This window comes from Massilia sp. H6, from assembly GCF_024802625.1.
Taxonomy (GTDB): Bacteria; Pseudomonadota; Gammaproteobacteria; order Burkholderiales; family Burkholderiaceae_D; genus Telluria.
In genome coordinates this window covers 2,801,726-2,819,113 of sequence record NZ_CP103371.1, presented here as the reverse complement: position 1 = coordinate 2,819,113, position 17,388 = coordinate 2,801,726, and the positions used below count along the sequence as shown (strand labels likewise).

At 66.1% G+C, this 17,388-nt stretch carries 17 protein-coding genes; 7 read left to right on the top strand and 10 right to left on the bottom strand.

All coding sequences use genetic code 11. From position 1 onward, the window contains the following. Positions 1-195 precede the first annotated feature (195 nt). From NRS07_RS12515 to NRS07_RS12495, 5 genes are read left to right on the top strand one after another with little or no spacing between them, the layout of a single operon-like run. A complete protein-coding gene (locus NRS07_RS12515) occupies positions 196-2,595 on the top strand; it encodes a bifunctional salicylyl-CoA 5-hydroxylase/oxidoreductase (RefSeq protein WP_259207374.1) in 2,400 nt (799 codons plus the stop codon). A gap of 21 nt (positions 2,596-2,616) precedes the next feature. After that, the gene (locus NRS07_RS12510; protein ID WP_259207372.1) at positions 2,617-3,471 is read left to right on the top strand and encodes an enoyl-CoA hydratase family protein; all 855 of its coding nucleotides are present in this window, start codon (positions 2,617-2,619) and stop codon (positions 3,469-3,471) included. Between the two features lies 1 nt (position 3,472). Beyond that, positions 3,473-4,648: an acyl-CoA dehydrogenase family protein gene (locus NRS07_RS12505; protein WP_259207370.1), complete on the top strand. Its 1,176-nt coding sequence runs from the start codon at positions 3,473-3,475 to the stop codon at positions 4,646-4,648. Beyond that, a complete protein-coding gene (locus NRS07_RS12500) occupies positions 4,648-5,040 on the top strand; it encodes a RidA family protein (protein ID WP_259213225.1) in 393 nt (130 codons plus the stop codon). The genes NRS07_RS12505 and NRS07_RS12500 overlap by 1 nt, the downstream gene beginning before the upstream one ends. Positions 5,041-5,098: 58 nt before the next feature. Further along, positions 5,099-5,422, top strand: coding sequence for a hypothetical protein (locus NRS07_RS12495; RefSeq protein ID WP_259207368.1), 324 nt, complete (start codon positions 5,099-5,101; stop codon positions 5,420-5,422). A 63-nt stretch (positions 5,423-5,485) separates the two neighbouring features. Here NRS07_RS12495 and NRS07_RS12490 read toward each other — a convergent pair whose 3' ends face one another. Both NRS07_RS12490 and NRS07_RS12485 read right to left on the bottom strand, forming a co-directional pair. Next, positions 5,486-7,729 (bottom strand): xanthine dehydrogenase family protein molybdopterin-binding subunit, encoded by a 2,244-nt coding sequence (locus NRS07_RS12490; RefSeq protein WP_259207366.1) that lies wholly within the window; start codon positions 7,727-7,729, stop codon positions 5,486-5,488. Continuing rightward, positions 7,726-8,217: a (2Fe-2S)-binding protein gene (locus NRS07_RS12485; protein WP_259207365.1), complete on the bottom strand. Its 492-nt coding sequence runs from the start codon at positions 8,215-8,217 to the stop codon at positions 7,726-7,728. The genes NRS07_RS12490 and NRS07_RS12485 overlap by 4 nt, the downstream gene beginning before the upstream one ends. A gap of 175 nt (positions 8,218-8,392) precedes the next feature. Here NRS07_RS12485 and NRS07_RS12480 point away from each other — a divergent pair, with 175 nt between their 5' ends. Further along, a complete protein-coding gene (locus NRS07_RS12480; RefSeq protein WP_259207362.1) occupies positions 8,393-10,375 on the top strand; it encodes a diguanylate cyclase domain-containing protein in 1,983 nt (660 codons plus the stop codon). Positions 10,376-10,465: 90 nt separating this feature from the next. On the opposite strand, the gene NRS07_RS12475 is transcribed toward NRS07_RS12480, so the two are convergent. The 8 genes from NRS07_RS12475 to NRS07_RS12440 form a co-directional block, all read right to left on the bottom strand. Then, positions 10,466-11,803, bottom strand: a complete 1,338-nt coding sequence (locus tag NRS07_RS12475) for an erythromycin esterase family protein (RefSeq protein WP_259207360.1) — start codon at positions 11,801-11,803, stop codon at positions 10,466-10,468. A 1-nt stretch (position 11,804) separates the two neighbouring features. After that, on the bottom strand, positions 11,805-12,494 hold the full coding sequence (locus NRS07_RS12470) for a hypothetical protein (protein ID WP_259207358.1): 690 nt from the start codon (positions 12,492-12,494) through the stop codon (positions 11,805-11,807). Positions 12,495-12,512: 18 nt separating this feature from the next. Next, on the bottom strand, positions 12,513-13,193 hold the full coding sequence (locus tag NRS07_RS12465; protein WP_259207356.1) for a phosphoribosyltransferase: 681 nt from the start codon (positions 13,191-13,193) through the stop codon (positions 12,513-12,515). Between the two features lie 144 nt (positions 13,194-13,337). Further along, entirely contained in the window at positions 13,338-13,808 is a 471-nt protein-coding gene (locus NRS07_RS12460; protein ID WP_259207353.1) for an Hsp20/alpha crystallin family protein, read from the bottom strand. A 121-nt stretch (positions 13,809-13,929) separates the two neighbouring features. Further along, positions 13,930-14,772, bottom strand: a complete 843-nt coding sequence (gene fghA, locus NRS07_RS12455) for an S-formylglutathione hydrolase (protein WP_259207350.1) — start codon at positions 14,770-14,772, stop codon at positions 13,930-13,932. Between the two features lie 59 nt (positions 14,773-14,831). Next, positions 14,832-15,410, bottom strand: coding sequence for a chromate transporter (locus tag NRS07_RS12450; protein ID WP_259207348.1), 579 nt, complete (start codon positions 15,408-15,410; stop codon positions 14,832-14,834). Further along, positions 15,407-16,027, bottom strand: coding sequence for a chromate transporter (locus NRS07_RS12445; protein WP_259207346.1), 621 nt, complete (start codon positions 16,025-16,027; stop codon positions 15,407-15,409). The genes NRS07_RS12450 and NRS07_RS12445 overlap by 4 nt, the downstream gene beginning before the upstream one ends. 70 nt (positions 16,028-16,097) lie before the next feature. Next, on the bottom strand, positions 16,098-16,274 hold the full coding sequence (locus NRS07_RS12440) for a hypothetical protein (RefSeq protein ID WP_259207344.1): 177 nt from the start codon (positions 16,272-16,274) through the stop codon (positions 16,098-16,100). Between the two features lie 197 nt (positions 16,275-16,471). Between NRS07_RS12440 and NRS07_RS12435 the strand changes: the two genes are divergently transcribed. After that, complete coding sequence (locus NRS07_RS12435) at positions 16,472-16,774, top strand: hypothetical protein (RefSeq protein ID WP_259207342.1); 303 nt, start codon at positions 16,472-16,474, stop codon at positions 16,772-16,774. Positions 16,775-17,388 lie beyond the last annotated feature (614 nt).

Below are 17,388 nucleotides of genomic sequence, written 5' to 3'. Positions count from 1 at the left end.
GGCGAAAGAAGCACCCGGGCCCGCGGCCAGGCATACCAAACATTAAAGTTTCTTCATTGTACTAAAAAGCGGGGCCAGCGACGCACGTCTGACGGGTTTGCCCCGCACTTTAGTCACACCGGGGTCAAGCGGCTTAGTTGACACTTAAAGCATATGGCCGTGTAATATACTCGCAACAACATGGCGGGAGCGGCAATGAATATCGTGTGCGTGGGCGGCGGACCGGCGGGACTGTATTTCGGCCTGCTGGCCAAGAAGCGTCATCCGGAGCACGCGGTGACCGTCGTCGAGCGCAACCGGGCCAGCGATACCTTCGGCTGGGGCGTGGTGTTTTCCGACCAGACCCTCGGCCACCTGGCCGGTGCCGACGAAGAAAGCGCGCGCGCCATCTTGCAGTCGTTTAACCACTGGGACGCGATCGATGTGCATGTCGGAGGGCGCACGGTCAGTTCGAGCGGCCATGGTTTTTGCGGTATCGGGCGCAGACGCCTGTTAAATGTGCTGCAGGAACGCTGCGCACAGCTTGGCGTCAGGCTCGAATTCGACCTCGAGGTGAGCGACGACCAGCAACTGGCGCGCCAGTTCGGCGCCGACCTGGTGGTGGCCTGCGACGGTGTCAACAGCGCGATCCGCAGCCGCCATGCCGCCGTATTCGAGCCCGAGGTCGAGCGCCGCCATTGCCGCTTTGTCTGGCTCGGCACGCGCAAGAAGTTCGACGCCTTTACATTTGCCTTCGAACAGACCGAGCATGGCTGGTTCCAGGCGCACGCCTACCAGTACGACGGCGACACCTCGACCTTCATCATTGAAACGCTCGAAGAAACCTGGCAGGCCGCCGGGCTCGAAGCGATGGAGCAGGCGCAGGCGCTGGCTTTTTGCGAGCAGCTGTTCGCCCGCTATCTCGACGGCCATTCCTTGATGGCGAATGCGGCCCACCTGCGCGGATCGAACATGTGGATCCGCTTTCCGCGCATCGCCTGCCGCCGCTGGGTGCACTGGAATAGCATCGACGGGCGGCGCGTGCCCACGGTGTTGATGGGCGACGCCGCCCATACCGCGCACTTCTCGATCGGTTCCGGCACCAAGCTGGCGCTGGAAGACGCGATCGAGCTGGCACGTTGCCTGGACGATCCGGCCGCCACCGGTTCGCCCGAGGGCCTGGAGCGCGCGCTGGCGGCCTACGAGGCGGCGCGCCGGATCGAAGTACTCAAGCTCCAGAGCGCGGCGCGCAACTCGATGGAATGGTTCGAGAACGTGGCCCGCTATAGCGCGATGGAGGCCGAGCAGTTCGCCTATTCGCTGCTTACCCGCAGCCAGCGCCTGTCGCACGAGAACCTGCGCTTGCGCGACCCCGCCTATATCGGCGATTTCGAGCGCTGGTTCGCGGCGCGGGCGGCGCAGCAGGCCGGCGTGGCACCACCGGAGCAACCGGTGCCGCCGATGTTCACGCCCTACAAGGTACGTGGGGTGCTGCTCAAGAACCGCGTCGTCGTCTCGCCGATGGCCCAGTACTCGGCGCAGGACGGCGCGGTGGGCGACTTCCATCTGGCCCACCTGGGCGCGCGCGCGCTGGGCGGCGCCGGCCTGGTCATGGCGGAAATGACCTGCGTCTCGAGCGACGCCCGCATCACGCCCGGCTGCCCCGGACTGTACGCGCCGCAGCATACCGCGGCCTGGAAGCGCATCGTCGAATTCGTGCATGCCAACAGCGACGCCCGCATCGGGGTGCAATTGGGCCATGCCGGCGCCAAGGGCTCGACCCGGCCGATGTGGGAGGGCATCGACCTGCCGCTCGACAGCGGCAACTGGCCGCTGGTCTCGGCCTCGCGCCAGCAGTATCTGGCCGGCGTGTCGCAGTTCGCGCGCGAGGCCAGCCTGGACGACCTGGAACGCATCAAGCAGGACTTCGTGCGCGCGACCTGCGCCGCGGCCCAGGCCGGCTTCGACTGGCTGGAGCTGCACTGCGCCCACGGCTACCTGCTGTCGAGCTTTATCTCGCCCCTGACCAACCATCGCCAGGACGCCTATGGCGGCAGCCTGGAGCGGCGCTGTCGCTACCCGCTCGAGGTGTTTGCCGCGATCCGCCAGGCTTGGCCGCCCGAACTTCCGATCAGCGTGAGGGTGTCGGCCCACGACTGGGTCGAGGGCGGGATCACGCCGGACGATGCGGTGGCGATGGCGCGCCTGTTCAAAGAGGCGGGCGCCGACATGATCGACTGTTCATCGGGCCAGGTCAGCAAGGACGAGCAGCCGGTCTATGGACGCATGTTCCAGACCCCATTTGCCGACCGCATCCGCAACGAGGCGGGCATCCCGACCATTGCGGTAGGGTCGATCTACGAGGCCGACCATGTCAATGGCATCGTGTCGGCCGGCCGTGCCGACCTGTGCGCCGTGGCCAGGCCGCACCTTGCCAATCCGGCCTGGACCTTGAACGAAGCCGCGCGCATCGGCTATACCGGCGCCACCTGGCCACGCCAGTACCGCGCCGGCAAGCTGCAGCTCGAGCGCAACCTCGAACGCGAACGCCAGGTGCAGGCCGCCACGTCCGGGCTGTCGCCGCAGCAGCTGGCGGCGCGGCTGCTGGAAGGCTGAATTTTTTTCAGGAGTACATCGATGCATTATCTACCAGGCGAGCCGCACCAGTTGCCGGGCAGCCGCGCCAACATCGCCGACTACCAGGCCAGCCATTTCCAGTTCGCCGTGCAGGATGCGGTAGCCACCATCACACTCGATCGGCCCGAGCGCAAGAACCCGCTCACCTTTGCTTCGTATGCCGAGCTGCGCGAGCTGTTCCGCGCGCTGGCCTATGCCGACGATGTCAAGGCCGTGGTGATCACCGGCGCCGGCGAGAATTTCTGCTCGGGCGGCGACGTCCACGAGATCATCGGGCCGCTCACCCGGCTCGACATGCCGGGCTTGCTGGCCTTTACCCGCATGACGGGCGAGCTGGTCAAGGCGATGCGGGCCTGCCCGCAGCCGATCGTGGCCAGCGTGGACGGCGTCTGTGCTGGCGCCGGCGCGATCCTGGCGCTGTCTTCCGACATTCGCTACGGCACCGCGCGCAGCCGCACCGCATTCTTGTTTACCCGCGTCGGCCTGGCCGGCTGCGACATGGGCGCCTGCGCGCTGCTGCCGCGCGTGATCGGCCAGGGCAGGGCGGCCGAACTGCTCTACACCGGCCGTGCCATGCTGGGCGAGGAAGCGCTGCGCTGGGGTTTCTTCAACCGCCTGTGCGAGCCAGACGAGGTGCTGGCCGAGAGCCGCGCCTTCGCCGCGCTGCTCGCCAACGGGCCCACGTTTGCACACGGCATGACCAAGAAAATGCTGCAACAGGAATGGAACATGGGCCTGGACGAAGCCATCGAGGCCGAGGCCCAGGCCCAGGCGATCTGCATGGCCACCAACGACTTCCACCGTGCCTACCACGCCTTCGTGGCCAAGGACCAGCCTGGCTTTGAGGGAGACTGAGATGCTTGCGCCCGACTATCTCGACTATCTCGACTGGCCGTGGTTCGAGCCGCACCACCGCGCACTGGCCGTGGCCCTCGATGCCTGGGCCTCGGAGCATGTCAGGCCTGCGCATGGCGCCGATGTCGACGCCACCTGCCGCGCGCTGGTGGCAAGTCTTGGCAGCGGCGGCTGGCTGCGGCATGCGGTGGGCAGCGCGGACGCGCCCATCGATACCCGCACTATCTGCCTGATCCGCGAGACCCTGGCACGGCACGCCGGCCTGGCCGATTTCGCGTTCGCGATGCAGGGCCTGGGTAGCGGTGCGATCTCCCTGTTCGGCACAAGCGAACAGCAGCGCGCCTGGCTGCCGCGCGTGGCCAGCGGAGAGGCGATTGCTGCTTTCGCGCTGTCCGAACCACAGGCCGGCTCCGACGTGGCGGCGCTGGCCTGCGCCGCGCGCCCCGATGGCGACGGCTATGTGCTGGACGGCGAAAAAACCTGGATTTCGAATGGCGGCATCGCCGATTTCTACGTGGTGTTCGCCCGCAGTGCCGACGGCGGCGGATTGGGCGGACGCGGTTCGAAAGGCATCTCGGCCTTTATCGTCGAAGCCGGCACGCCTGGCTTGTCCATCGCCGAGCGGATCGAGGTGATCGCCCCGCACCCGCTGGCGCGCCTGCGCTTCGAGCGCTGCCGGGTACCGCTTGCCAACCGCATTGGCGAGGAAGGCCAGGGCTTCAAGGTGGCGATGGCTACGCTCGACCTGTTCCGCACCTCGGTGGCGGCCGCCAGCCTGGGCTTTGCGCGCAGGGCCTTCGACGAAGGCCTGGCGCGCGCCCGGGCCCGGACCATGTTCGGCAAGACCCTGGCCGACTTCCAGCTGACCCAGGCCAGGCTGGCAGAGATGGCGACCGGTATCGACGCGGCGGCGCTGCTGACCTACCGCGCCGCCTGGATGCGCGACAACGGCAAGCGCGTCACCAAGGAGGCCGCGATGGCCAAGTTGAGCGCTACCGAAACGGCGCAAAAGGTCATCGACGCGGCCTTGCAGATGTTCGGCGGCCAGGGCGTGGTCAGCGGCGAGACCGTCGAAATGCTGTACCGCGAGATTCGCGCGCTGCGCATCTACGAGGGCGCAAGCGAAGTGCAGCTCCTGATTATTGCGCGCGAACTGCTGGCCGGAGCGCAAGCATGATCGAAGTCTTGCAACCAGCCGGATGGGCGCGGCCAAAGGGCTATGCCAATGGTGTTGCCGCCCGTGGCAGGCAAGTGTATGTGAGCGGCATGATCGGATGGGATAGCGCGGGCCGCTTCCAGACCGACGATTTCGTCGGCCAGTCGCGCCAGGCGCTGGAAAATTGCCTGGCCGTGCTGCGCGAGGGGGGCGCAGGTCCCGAGCACATCGTGCGCATGACCTGGTATGTGCTGGACCGGCGCGAATACCTGGACGCTGGTGCAGCCCTGGGCGCAGCCTACCGCGAGGTGATGGGGCGTCACTACCCGGCCATGAGCGCAGTGCAGGTGGCCGCGCTGATGGAGGAGCGGGCCCGGGTGGAGATCGAAGTGACTGCGGTAGTTCCGGACTGAGCGCCAGAAGCGACGCGATTCTGCTACCGTGGCTGCTACAGGAATCGATGGAGCAGCCATGAACAAGCAGATCGTACGGGTAATTGAAAACTTCGAAGACGCCGAGCGCGCCCGGCATGCCTTGCTCGACGCGGGTTTCGAGCGCGCGGGCATCGAAATTACCCACACTGGCGACGAGGCCGGACCCTCGGAGGCCAATTTCACGGTAGGCGATTCGCCTTCGGTCAAGGGTGGAACCGACTACAAGGACGTGTACGCGCCGGGTCTGGAAATCGGCAAATGCGTGATCACGATTACCGGCACCGAGCAGCAGCTCGAGCATGCCGCGTCGATCCTGGATTATCACGGGGCCAAAGACAACGACCCGGCGCATCGTCACTGAACCGGGCGTGCCGGGCGGGCAGGTTTTCCTGCCAGCCGGCTCGCCTTGACCTGACTCCAGCGGTCAAGACCAGCTGAGGTCTAGCGTGCTCAACGGCAGCTGCCTGACCCGCTTGCCAGTGGCAGCAAAAATCGCATTGCACACTGCCGGTGCAAGCGGCGGCAGTGCCGGTTCGCCCAGTCCGGTCACCGGGTTCGCTGTCTTGATGAAATGCGTGTCGATTTTGGTCGGCGCATCCGGCATGCGCAGCAATTGGTAATCATGGAAATTGCTCTGCACGATGCGGCCACCCTCGATATCGAGCGCCGGGAACATCAATGTCGACAAACCGTCGATTACCGAGCCTTCGACCTGGTGCTCGGCGCCCGACAGGTTGACGATCTGGGCGCCGACGTCGACCGCCACCACAACCCGGTCCACCTTCAGCTTGCCATCTTGCGTTACCGTCACCTCGGCCACCTGCGCCACGTAGCCGCGGTGGCTGAAATGGAAGGCGATGCCCTGGCCCTGGCCGCGCGGGAAGCTGCGCTTGCCCCAGCCGGCGCGCTGCGCCACTTCTTGCAGCACATGGCGCATGCGCTTGACGTCATACGCGACGCCGCGCTCGGTCGTGGCCGGCACCAAATCCTTGTCGCCGAGCAGCTCCAGGCGAAATTCCAGTGCGTCGCGGCCGGCTGCGTGCGCCAGCTCGTCGATGAAGCTCTGGAATACCCACGAGAACACGCAGCTGCCCGGCGCGCGCCAGGGGCCCATCGGAATTTGGCACTCCAGCAAGGTCTGCTCGATCTGACAATTGGCGAGCCAGCGGCCCGGAAATTCGTCGCTCGACAGGCTGGCGCCGCTGCCCGGCTGCAAGACACTCTTGCCTTCGCGCTCGACGCGGTTGGCGAAGCTGACGAAATGATCGTGCCAGGCTGCCACCTTGCCGGCAGCATCGACCCCGCCGCGCAGGAAGTGGAATCCGCCCGGGCGGAAATGGTCGTGCTGCAAGTCGTCCTCGCGGGTCCAGGTCAGCTTGACCGGGGCCGCGACCTTGCGCGCAATCGCGGTTGCCTCGACGATGAAGTCGGAACTCAGGCGGCGGCCGAAACCGCCGCCGCTGCGCACGATATGCAGGACGATTTTTTCTTTCGGAATCCCGAAGGTACTGGTCACCAGCGCCTGGCCAGAGCCCGGGTTCTGGGTTGGCGCCCATAGTTCGAGAGAGCCATCCTGGGGCTTGAACCAGGCGGTGCAGTTCTGGGGTTCCATGCTGGCGTGCGAAATGAAGGGATAGCTGTAGGCCGCTTCGACCACCTTGACCGCGCCTGCGAGCGCGGCTGCCACGTCGCCGTCCTTGCGCACGCTGCTCGCGCCGGCCTGTTTCGACGCGGCCTGCGCCTGGGCCGCGAAGCCGGTCCAGCTCTGGCCTGCGCCTGCGCCTTCGTCCCAATTGACCTCGAGCGCGCGGCGCGCCCGCATGGCAGCCCAGGTCGAGGTGGCGACGATTGCCACGCCCGGGCGCAGGCCGTTCAGATTGGGCGTGCCTTCGACCAAAAAGGCATCCGTAACCCCCGGCATCGCCTTGACGGCGTCCAGGTTGGCGCCGATCGGCTTGCCGCCGAAGACCGGACATTTCGCATACACGGCGTACAGCATCCCCGGCAGGCGCACGTCGACGCCGAACAAGGGCTGGCCGCTGACGATGGCGGCGTTATCGACGCCGCCGATGCGCCGCCCGAGCAAGGTGAACGTGGCCGGATCTTTCAGCACCACCTGCGCGGCTTCTGGCACTGGCAGCCGGGCGGCGGTTTCCGCCAGCGCGCCATAGCCGAGCCGGCGCTTGCTGGGGCCGTGGATCACGGCGCCGGCGGCGGCGCTGCATTGCGCGGCCGGTACCTTCCAGATGAGCGCGGCGGCCTGCACCAGCATCGTGCGCGCGGTAGCGCCCAGGCGGTGAAAGTTCTCGTAGTTGGTCGGGGTCGAGCTCGAGCCGCCGGCACCTTGCGGACCGTAGAGGGCCGGGTCGAGGTCGCCCTGGATGACGCGTACCTGTTTCCAGGACACCTCGAGTTCTTCGGCGATTACCATGGGCAGCGAGGTCTTGATGCCCTGGCCGATCTCCGGCTGCTTCGAGATCAGCGTCACGCTGCCGTCGCGGCCGATGCGGATGAAGGCATTCGGAACGAAGTCCGGCGCCGGCACTGCCGCGCGCGTGGCCGCGGCCAGCACGCCGCTGGCCGACATACCCAGCATGAAGCCGCCGCCGACCGCGCCCGTGCGCAGGAAGCCGCGGCGCGAAGCCGAAGGCACAATAGCGCGGCTCATTTGCTGCCCTTTCCCGTGGCGCCGGCAGCGCCCGCGATAGCAGCCGCGCGGTGGATGCCGGCGCGGATACGGACGTAGGTGGCGCAGCGGCACAGGTTGCCCGCCATGGCCTGGTCGATCTGGGCGTCGCTTGGCTTCGGGTGCTGCTTGAGCAGGTGGCAGGCGCTCATGATCTGGCCCGACTGGCAATAGCCGCACTGCGGCACGTCGAGTTCTTGCCAGGCTTGCTGCAAGGGATGCTGTGCCTTCGCGTCCAGGCCCTCGATGGTGGTGATCTTTCCTTTGCCAATGCCCGCGACCGGTAGCAGGCAGGACCGTGCCGGCACGCCGTCGATATGGACGGTGCAGGCGCCGCACTGTCCCATGCCGCAGCCGTATTTGGTACCGACCAGGCCAAGCGCGTCGCGCAAGGCCCACAGCAGCGGCGTATCGGGCTCGACGTCGATCGCCTGGGACTTGCCGTTAATGTTCAGCATGTATTTACTCATTGCCTTGCTCGTCGGGGGCGGGGAATCCGACATGCTAATCGAAATTTCGCCTGCTCGACAGTAGCGCCCGGGGAAGATTGTTGCATGGCACATTTGTATTACGGAATCATGTCGCCGGGATGCAATCCATTATGTGATACTTGGTCATCTTCTCCACCTGCCCAGACAGCCTAACGTGCCCTTCGGTTCGCGCCTGAGTTCCGCCACCCTCAAGCTTCGCCTTGCCTGCGCTGCGGCCGTGCTGGTATTCGCGTCCACGCTGCTGGTGACGCTGTCGACCCTGTCGGTCGCCGAGCGTGGCATGAAAAGCGTCATCGGCGACCAGCAATACACGCTGCTGGCGGGCGCCGCCTCGTTCATGGATGACCGCCTGGGCGAGCAGCTCAAGCAGGTCGAGGCGCTGGCGGCGGGCATCCCGCCTGCCATGCGAACCGACTGGGTAGCACTGCAAACGTTTGTCGCTGGCCAGCTGCCCCTGTGGGGTGTCGACAATTACCTGAACATCGTCGTCTTCGACGCCAATGGCGACATGCGGCTCGCGGCGCGCCCGCTGGGCGACCAGGTTCGGCTCAACGCCCGTGGCAGCGATTATTTCGACCAGGTGATGGCCACCGGCTCGAGCATGATCTCGCGCCCGATCCAGAGCCGGCTAAGCCGCAACCATATCGTGATCTTTGCCGCGCCCCTGATCGATTCCGCCGGCAAGGTCGTGGCCGTGGTCACGGCCAGCGTCGACCTGCGCCGCTCCGGCTTTCTGCGCCAGATCCGTCTGCTCAAGCCCGGCCAGACCGGCTACCTGTTCCTGATGACCGCCGATGGGGTGGTCATCGACCACCCTGAAGCGGCGCGCCTGTTCCGGCACGTCGGCCACAAACCGGGGGTGAACCGGGGCACCGATCGCGCCCTGGGCGGCTTCGAAGGCTGGCTCGAGACGCGCAGCAAGGATGGCGTCAATGCGATCTATGCCTACAAGCGCCTGCGCGCGACTGACTGGATCCTGGCCGCACGCTACCCGACTGCCGAAGCATTCGCGCCAATGCTGGCGATGCGCCACAATGCCATCTTCAGTGCTGCTGGCCTGGCGCTTGCTGCTGGGCTGCTGGCCTGGGTGCTGGTCTTCCAGCTGCTGGCGCCGCTGCAGGCCCTGCGCGACAGCGTGGTGTCGATCCGCGACCAGGGCACAGCCATCGATGTGCTGCGCAAGGGGCGCGAGGACGAGATCGGCGAGCTGGGCCGGGCCTTCCACACCCTCATGGCCGAGCGCGAACGCGCCGAGCAAGGCCGCGCCGCCAGCGAAAAGCGCTTGCGCCTCATTGCCGATAACCTGCCGGTACTGATTTCCTATATCGACCGCGAGCATTGCTTCCGCTTCGGCAACGCGACCTATGAAAAATGGTTCGGCGTGGCACCCGCGCGCCTGGACGGCATGTCGGTCGCGCAATTGCTTGGCAAGGAAGCAGTAAGCGAGATCTATCCACACCTGAACGAAGCCTTCGGCGGGCGCGCGGTGACCCACGAAATACGCAGCGCGCTGCGCGGCGTGCCGCGTATCCTGCAAGCGACCTACATCCCCGACCTGCAGCCCGACGGTAGCGTCGCGGGCATCTATTCGCTGGTGCACGACATGACCCATGTGAAGGAAGTCGAGGAGCAGCTGCTGCAACTGGCGTGGGTCGATACCCTGACCGGGATCGCCAACCGGCGCATGTTCGGCGAGGCGCTGCACCACGCCCTCGATCGCGCCCGCCGCAGCGGCAAGCCGCTGGCGCTGGCCTATCTCGACATCGATCACTTCAAGAAGATCAACGATACCCATGGCCACGGGGTGGGCGACGAGGTGCTCAAGGAATTCGCGCGGCGCCTGGGGGCCGGGGTGCGCGTTACCGATACCGCGGCGCGGCTCTCGGGCGACGAGTTCGTCGTGATCCTCGAGGAGATCGGCAGCCGGAGCGAAGCCGAGCATACGGCGGCCAAGATCGTCGAAGGCATGCGCCTGTCCTTCGACACCAGCGCCGGGCCGGTGGCGGTGTCGACCAGCGTCGGCCTGGCGCTATCGCAGCCGCACCAGACGCAGGAGCAACTGCTGGCGGCAGCCGACAGCGCGCTGTACGCGGCCAAGGGCAAGGGCAGGGACGGCTATGCGTTCTTCGAGGGGTGATTCGACTATCAGCGCGCAACGCAAGGCCGCGTTTGCGCACGCGTGCCCAGGCAAAGGCGTTCGGCGCGCACTCGCCACCGTCCCTGGTAGTCACAGGCCGTCAGGATACGTCTCAGGCGGTTCGTCGCCATGCCAACCGCTGGTGGCATCGAGCGGCATGACCGCCGCGGTGCGGTCGATATGGATCAGCGCATCGAACTGGCATGGCAGCTGCGCCATGAAATAATGGCTTCGCCGTTCGCTGCGCGGCAGGTAGAGCACGCCGATTGCTCGCTCCAGACGTTCGTGCATCAGCACCTCTCGGGCGGCGCCGGGTTCGCGAAGTAGCAGCAAGAAGCGCTCCAGGCCGACGCTGTGCAGCAGCTGCTCGTATGAGCCCGTCATACCCGGACGCACCTGCTTGTGCAGGGCTGGTCCGTCCCATTCCGAGGCGGCTGTGACCCGGCCTTCATAGGTCGTGAAGCCGACCAGGCAGGCGTCGCCGTCCCAGGACGTGCGCGCCAGCTGGCCCAGGTTCCATTCACCCTGGCGCCCGATCTCGGTGGCGCGCGCATCGCCGATGTGCGAATTATGCGCCCACACCACGATTTTGGCGGGCCTGCCGGCGCGCGACAGATGGCGCGCCAGCGCATCGAGGGTGTCGGCCATGTGGCTATCGCGCACGTTCCACGACAAGATGCGCCCCCTGGCCATGGTGCGGTAATACTCTTCGGCATTCTTGACCAGCTGGGCGTTCTGCAGGGCATCGAAAAAGGCGTCTTCGGCCGCGGTATCTGCGGCCGGCACATAGTCGGGGCGGCGCTGCTCGAGCTGGTGCAGGGTCGCCGCGACGGCCTGGCGGCAGAATTCGGACTTGCCGGCCGCGGCGGCAAGCCCAACTTGCTGGCTGGCCGGGCCGGCATGGTCGAAGCAGGCGTAGCGGCGGCGCGCCTGGCGCGCGCCGGCCGGATCGACTCTCTCAAGGTAGCGCAGTACTTCCTGGATCGAGGTGAACAGGCTGTACAGGTCGAGCCCGTAGAACCCGGCCTTGGCGTCCGGGTTGGCCTCATTGCGCCGGCGCAGCCACTCGATAAAACCCAGCACCGAGCTATTGCGCCACATCCAGGCCGGGAAGCGCTCGAAGCCAGATAGCGCCGCTAGCGCATGCGGGTCGTGGCCTTCGCCGCGTACGTAGCGGTCGACCCGGCGGGCATCGGGCCAGTCGGCTTCGACGGCCACCGCGGTGAAGTCTTTCTCGTCGATCAAGCGTCGGGTGATGCTGGCACGTTCGTCGTAGAACTCGGCGCTGCCATGGGTGGCTTCTCCCAGCAGGACAAAGCGCGCGTCGCCGACCAGATCGAGTAGCGGGTCGTAGTCGCCGGCAGCTCCGTGCAGCCGATGCGCAGCCGCGCGCAGCGTCGTGACGTCGTGGTCGCTGACGCTGGCCATGTCAATGCAGGTAGTGTTTGCCCTGTTCGGTGTTGGCTGGAACGAATGGCGCCGTCTCGAGCTCGTCGGCGGCAGGGCCGCGCGCCATGTCGTTGACGCGGTAAGTCCGGGTGCTGGCGCCGCGCGTGAGCAAGTAGATGCCGGCCAGTCCAGCCAGCAGGGCCATGGGTGAGCGCCGCACCAGCCCGATCAGCCCGACCACGCCGCCGCCGAGCAGAGCCTGATGCGAGCCGCGGGCACCGCCCAGGCTGTCGGCCATGCCATGCAACATGTTCGACAGGCCGCCGCGTTCGTGCTGGGCCGGGTCGTCGCGCTGCGTACGCTGGCGCTCGCCAGGCTGGCGCGCCGCGTAATGGCGGTCTTTCTGGTAGGAGTTGCGGCCGGCCATATCTCTTTGCCTGTCGTGCTCGATGGTGCGCTCGATGTCGTGCTCGCTGCGTTTGCGCGCAAGCGCGCTGGCTGCGCTGTCTTTCAGGTTGACGAGCCGGTCGGCAGCCTGATGCAGCGCATGATCGACCGATTCGCCGGTGCGGGCGCCGGCAACACGCACCGCCGTCAATGCCCGCTCCCGGCGGGCGCGGCCGCGCTCCGGATCGAGCACATACATCAGCAGCGCCCCGGCAGCGGCAGCGCCGAGTAACTTGCCTACGGGCCCTACCTCGGTTGCAGTTTCGGTTGGGATTGGTTTCATGTCTGCTCCTTTCTGTTGTTATGTATCGTGCTTGCCGTCGCGGCCGGGCCTGGCCCAAGCCTTCGCCAGCAGGTCCTGCACTTCGTCGTCGTCGGTCTGTCCGAACACCCGGTAATACTGGCCCACCGCGTGAAAGCGCGGCGGGGCCAGCGGACAGACCACAGCGTCTGCCTCTTGCTCGAGCCGGCGCACCGAGTCGGGTGCGCCAACCGGCGCTGCCACCACCAGGCGCGCGACCGGGTGCTGGCGCACCATCTGCACCGCGGCCAGCATGCTGGCGCCGGTTGCAATGCCGTCGTCGACCAGAATCACACAGCGCCCGTCAAGCAGGGGCGGCGGCCGGCTGCCGCGATAGCGCAGTTCGCGCCGCGCCAGTTCGGCCAGTTCGCGCGCCATGGTGCGGTCGACCTGTGCCTGGGTCACGCCGAACAAGCCGGGAACGCCCGCCCGCAGCACGCACACGCCGCCACTGCCGACGGCGCCCATGGCATATTCTTCGTGGCCGGGCAAGCCGAGCTTGCGCACCACCATGATGTCGAGCTCGGCGTCGAGCGCGCTTGCCACCTCGAAGGCGACCGGTACACCGCCGCGTGGCAAGCCCAGCACGATCGGCTGGTCGTGGCCCGCATACTGGCGCAGCGCGTGCGCCAGTTGTTTTCCGGCATGGGCGCGGTCTTGATAGCCTTCGGTTTCCAGCATGCGCTTCAACCCGGTCGATCCAATTGGTCTTGCGCGGACACAGGCGCGTCGTGTGCGATGAGCAGAGACAACGCGCCGCGCCGCGGCAGGGCGCCACAACGCGGAACATGAAACCAAGCCAGGCGGCGTCGGACGACCGGACGCTTATTGGATGGTCAGGCGGCGAGCTTCGGCGCCCTGCTTTTTAGGCAGACTCAGCTGCAGTACGCCGTTTTCGAGCCGGGCCTGCGCCGCGGCGTCGTCGACCTCGGTGGGCAAGGAAAAGCTGCGCATGAACCGTGATGCGGTGCGCTCAGCATACACCACGGTTTCACCCTCCCGGCGCTCGTTTGCCTTGCGGCATTCGGCCTCGATGGTGATGCGCTGGCCGTCGACCGATACCTTGACGTCTTCTTTCTCGACGCCTGGCAAGTCGGCCTGGATTTCAAACGTTTTATCGGTCTCCTTGACGTCCAGCCGGGGCGCCAGGGCGCCGTCGCCGCCCCATTGCTGGCCTGCCGCCAGTGGGCCGAAGAAGTCCTGGAATACGCTCTCGACCATGCGCCCGAGCTGGTCGTCGACCGGCATCGGGCGATAGGCCGGGAGGGCAGGGCTGCCTCTCCTGATGAGATTCATGATGGCCTCCACGAGTGACTGATGATGGAATCGCCGGCCGCTGCCGGCTATTTATTTATAGGGCAGCGCACGCGCGTTTTCAAGCGCACCCGGCCGCGCAACGGCGGTACGGGCCGGGTGCTCAGCCGAGCTGGCGGTGGTGGAAGCGCAGGTGGTCTTCGATGTAGCTGGAGATGAAATAATAGCCGTGGTCATAGCCGGCATGGCGGCGCAGCTGCAGCGGCTGGCCGACGCGCGCGCAGGCTTGCTCGAAAGCTTCGGGATAGAGCTGTTCGGCCAAGAATTTGTCTGCCAGCCCCTGGTCGACCAGGATCCCGCCCGGGAAGGGGGCCGCTTCCATCGCCGACATCAGCTCGGTGGCATCGTAGCTGCGCCAGGCTGCCTGGTCCGGCCCGAGGTAGCCGTCAAAGGCTTTCTGGCCCCACGGGCAGCGCATGGGCGCGGCGATCGGCGCGAACGCCGACACCGACCGGAAGATATCCGGATTGCGCAGGGCCATCACCAGGGCGCCATGGCCGCCCATCGAGTGGCCGAAGATGCCGACCCGTTCAGGGTCCGCCGGCAGCGTGGCCAGTACCAGCTCGCGCAGCTCCAGGATATGGCTGTACATCCGGTAATGGCGCGCCCACGGCTGCTGCAGCGCATCGACATAGAATCCGGCGCCCGCGCCAAAGTCCCAGCTGTCGGTTTCGCCCGGCACACCGGCGCCACGCGGGCTGGTATCGGGGGCGACCAGGATCAGGCCCAGTTCCGCCGCCACCCGCTGCGCGCCGGCCTTGGCCATGAAGGTCTCTTCGGTGCAGGTCAGGCCGGCGAGGTAGATCAATACCGGCAGGCGCTTGCCTTCACTGTCGGGCGGTAAATACACCGAATAGCGCATCGGCAGTCCGATCGTCTCGGAGTCGACACAGTAGAAGCGCTGGACGCCGCCGAAGCAGGCATGTTCGTTGAGAAGTTCTGGCATGAGATGACCTGGAAATGGTGAGTGCCCCAAGTATGCCTTGCCGCGCCGGGGCCTGCCACTCAGACCAGTCCGAACGCGCCGAGCATGGCCCCTGCGCCCAGCATCCATAGCAGGTGCAGGCGGGTGCGCCAGATCACCAGGCAACTCAACGCGGCCAGCAGCCAGAGCGGCCAGTTGCTCTTGGCCGGCCCGGCGCTTGCCAGCAACCAGCTGGTCGCCAGCAGCATGCCGATGACCACCGGGGCCATGCCCTGCTTGAAGGCGCGTACTGCCCGCAGGTCGCGGTTGCGGTATGCCCATTGCGCGGCCTGGTAGGTGAAGATGGTGGAGGGCAGCATGATGCCGACCATGGTCAGTGCCACCCCTGCGAAGGCCGCGCCCAGGCTGCCCGTGTTCAGCCCCACGTGCCAGCCCAGCAAGGCGACGAACAGCACATTGGGTCCGGGCGCTGCCTGCGCTAGCGCGATCGAGTCACTGAACTGCGCCCCGCTCAGCCAGCCCTTGTCTTCGACCAGATAGCGTTGCATGTCGGCGCTGGTCGAGATCGCACCGCCGATCGACATCAGCGATAGCATCAGGTAATGGACGAACAGGCTCAGCCAGTCGTTCCATCCGAGTACCAGCTGCGGCGCGATCATGGCCGCAGCCCGCGCCAGGCCAGCGCGCAGCCAAGGCCGCCAAGCACGGGCAGCACCCACACCAGCGGCACCCGCACCCAGGCCAGCAGCACGAAGCCGACACTGGCTAGGCCGGCGGCCAAGGGCAGCTTCATGGGATTCGTCGCCAGCGCACTGGAGAGCTTGAGGCCTGCCGCGGCGATCAGCCCGGCAGACACCGCCGCCATGCCGCGCAGGGCGCCGGCAACGGCGGGATGGTCGGCAAAGCGCGCATGCGCCGCCGCCAGCAGCAGTACCACGACCAGCGGCACCGCAATCATGCCGGCGACTGCCGTCATGGCGCCGGCCAGCCCGAACCAGCGGGCCCCGATCATCATCGCCAGGTTGATAACGTTTGGTCCGGGCATGATCTGGGCCACTGCCCAGTCTTCAACGAATTCTTCTTGTGTCAGCCAGCGCTTGCGCTCGACGATCTCGCGCTGCACGACCGGCAGCACGCCGCCAAAACCCTGCAGCGCAAGCACCGTGAACGAAACGAACAGGTCGGTCAGCGAGCGTGGCCGCGGACCGGCCAAAGCTTGCGCGCCTGCGCAATCGGGGGAGGCAGCCGGCGGCGCAGGAGGGGGCGTGGTGCTCATTGCGGCATTATCGCCGGCTGGCGCCGCGACTGTCTACGCAACACCGCGCACGAGACCGCCACCCGAGTGGCTAGCCGCCTCCGATGCCGCGCATGACCTTGCCGCTTCCGCCGCAGTTGGCACAGGTTTTGCCATCGGACAGCTTGCCGCTGCCGGCACAGGCTTCGCAGACGTCTTCGCCGGTGCCGGGGGTGCCCGGTTCGGCTTCGTCGCCGGGGTTCAGGCCGGGTTCTGAATGCGTGCTCATGGGAGGCTCCTGGTTGTGGGTGGATGACGCTGCCATTGTAGGCGGCAGGCCAGGGGGGCGGCGCCGGCCTGCAGCAGTATCGCAGGCCAAGCACAAAAACAATGACCCCCGTTTGATTCAGATCTGGTATTGACATTGTCTTGGCATCGACCATACTTCGTGCAGCACTTACCTTGAGCAGAAAGGCCAGGCGCCCGATGAATTCAATCAGTCATGCATCGCTTCCTCCCGATGGCGCCGTCGCGTCCCACCCTGACGAGGCGCGACCTGGCGAGGCCCGACCTGGCGAGGCGCGACCTGGCGAGGCGCGACCTGGCGAGGCCCGACACGATCTGCACCAGCGCGACGTGGTCGACGATGCCCTGGCTCTGATGCAAGCTGTCGGCACCCTGTCGGCGCTGGAATACCTGAAGTCGCACGCCGTCGAGGGCCGCATCATCGCGCGCGTACTGCTGGAGCCGCGCAAGCGGCGCAGCCAGCCGGGCCTGGTCGCGGCCTGAAGGCGCCGGCGTCTTCTGCATTGCACTGGGTTGGCGGTGTGCTTGCCCCATCTTATGCACATCAGGGGGCGTTAAATCCGTGACGCATTTGCGCCTGTCTCTTTCAATGCAAATGTGCGTAAGCCCTTGATTTAAGAGGCTATGGAAGATGCCTTCCCAATAGGCAAATTGTTGAAACCCGCACCAATGGCCGGTCCTGGCTTGTCAAGCCCCCGCTTTTCCACATAGTTATTCACAGACTTTGTGGATATCCGCGACGCGTCAAAAAAATCCCTTACCTGGCGCTGTGATCGGACAGCGCCTGAAAACTTGCGTGTATTCGAGGCGGTGTGATCAATCCAGTAATTGAACGACGATAGGAGCAGGTTGGCGTACGAACGGGGCGTCGAAGTCGACTTATCCCCCGACAACTAGTTTTGTAGGAATTTCCCTAGTCCACGATTCGAGATGAAACAACTTAAGTCCTAAGTCGTTGATTTAATGGGGTTTTAATTTTGCCTGTAGAACGGGCATTTTATTGAAACCCGCATCTTTACTGGCCGTGCGGCTTGTCAAGTAGGGCTTGTCCACATAGTTATCCACATTTGTTGTGGATAGTGGAAAATGTTCAAGTA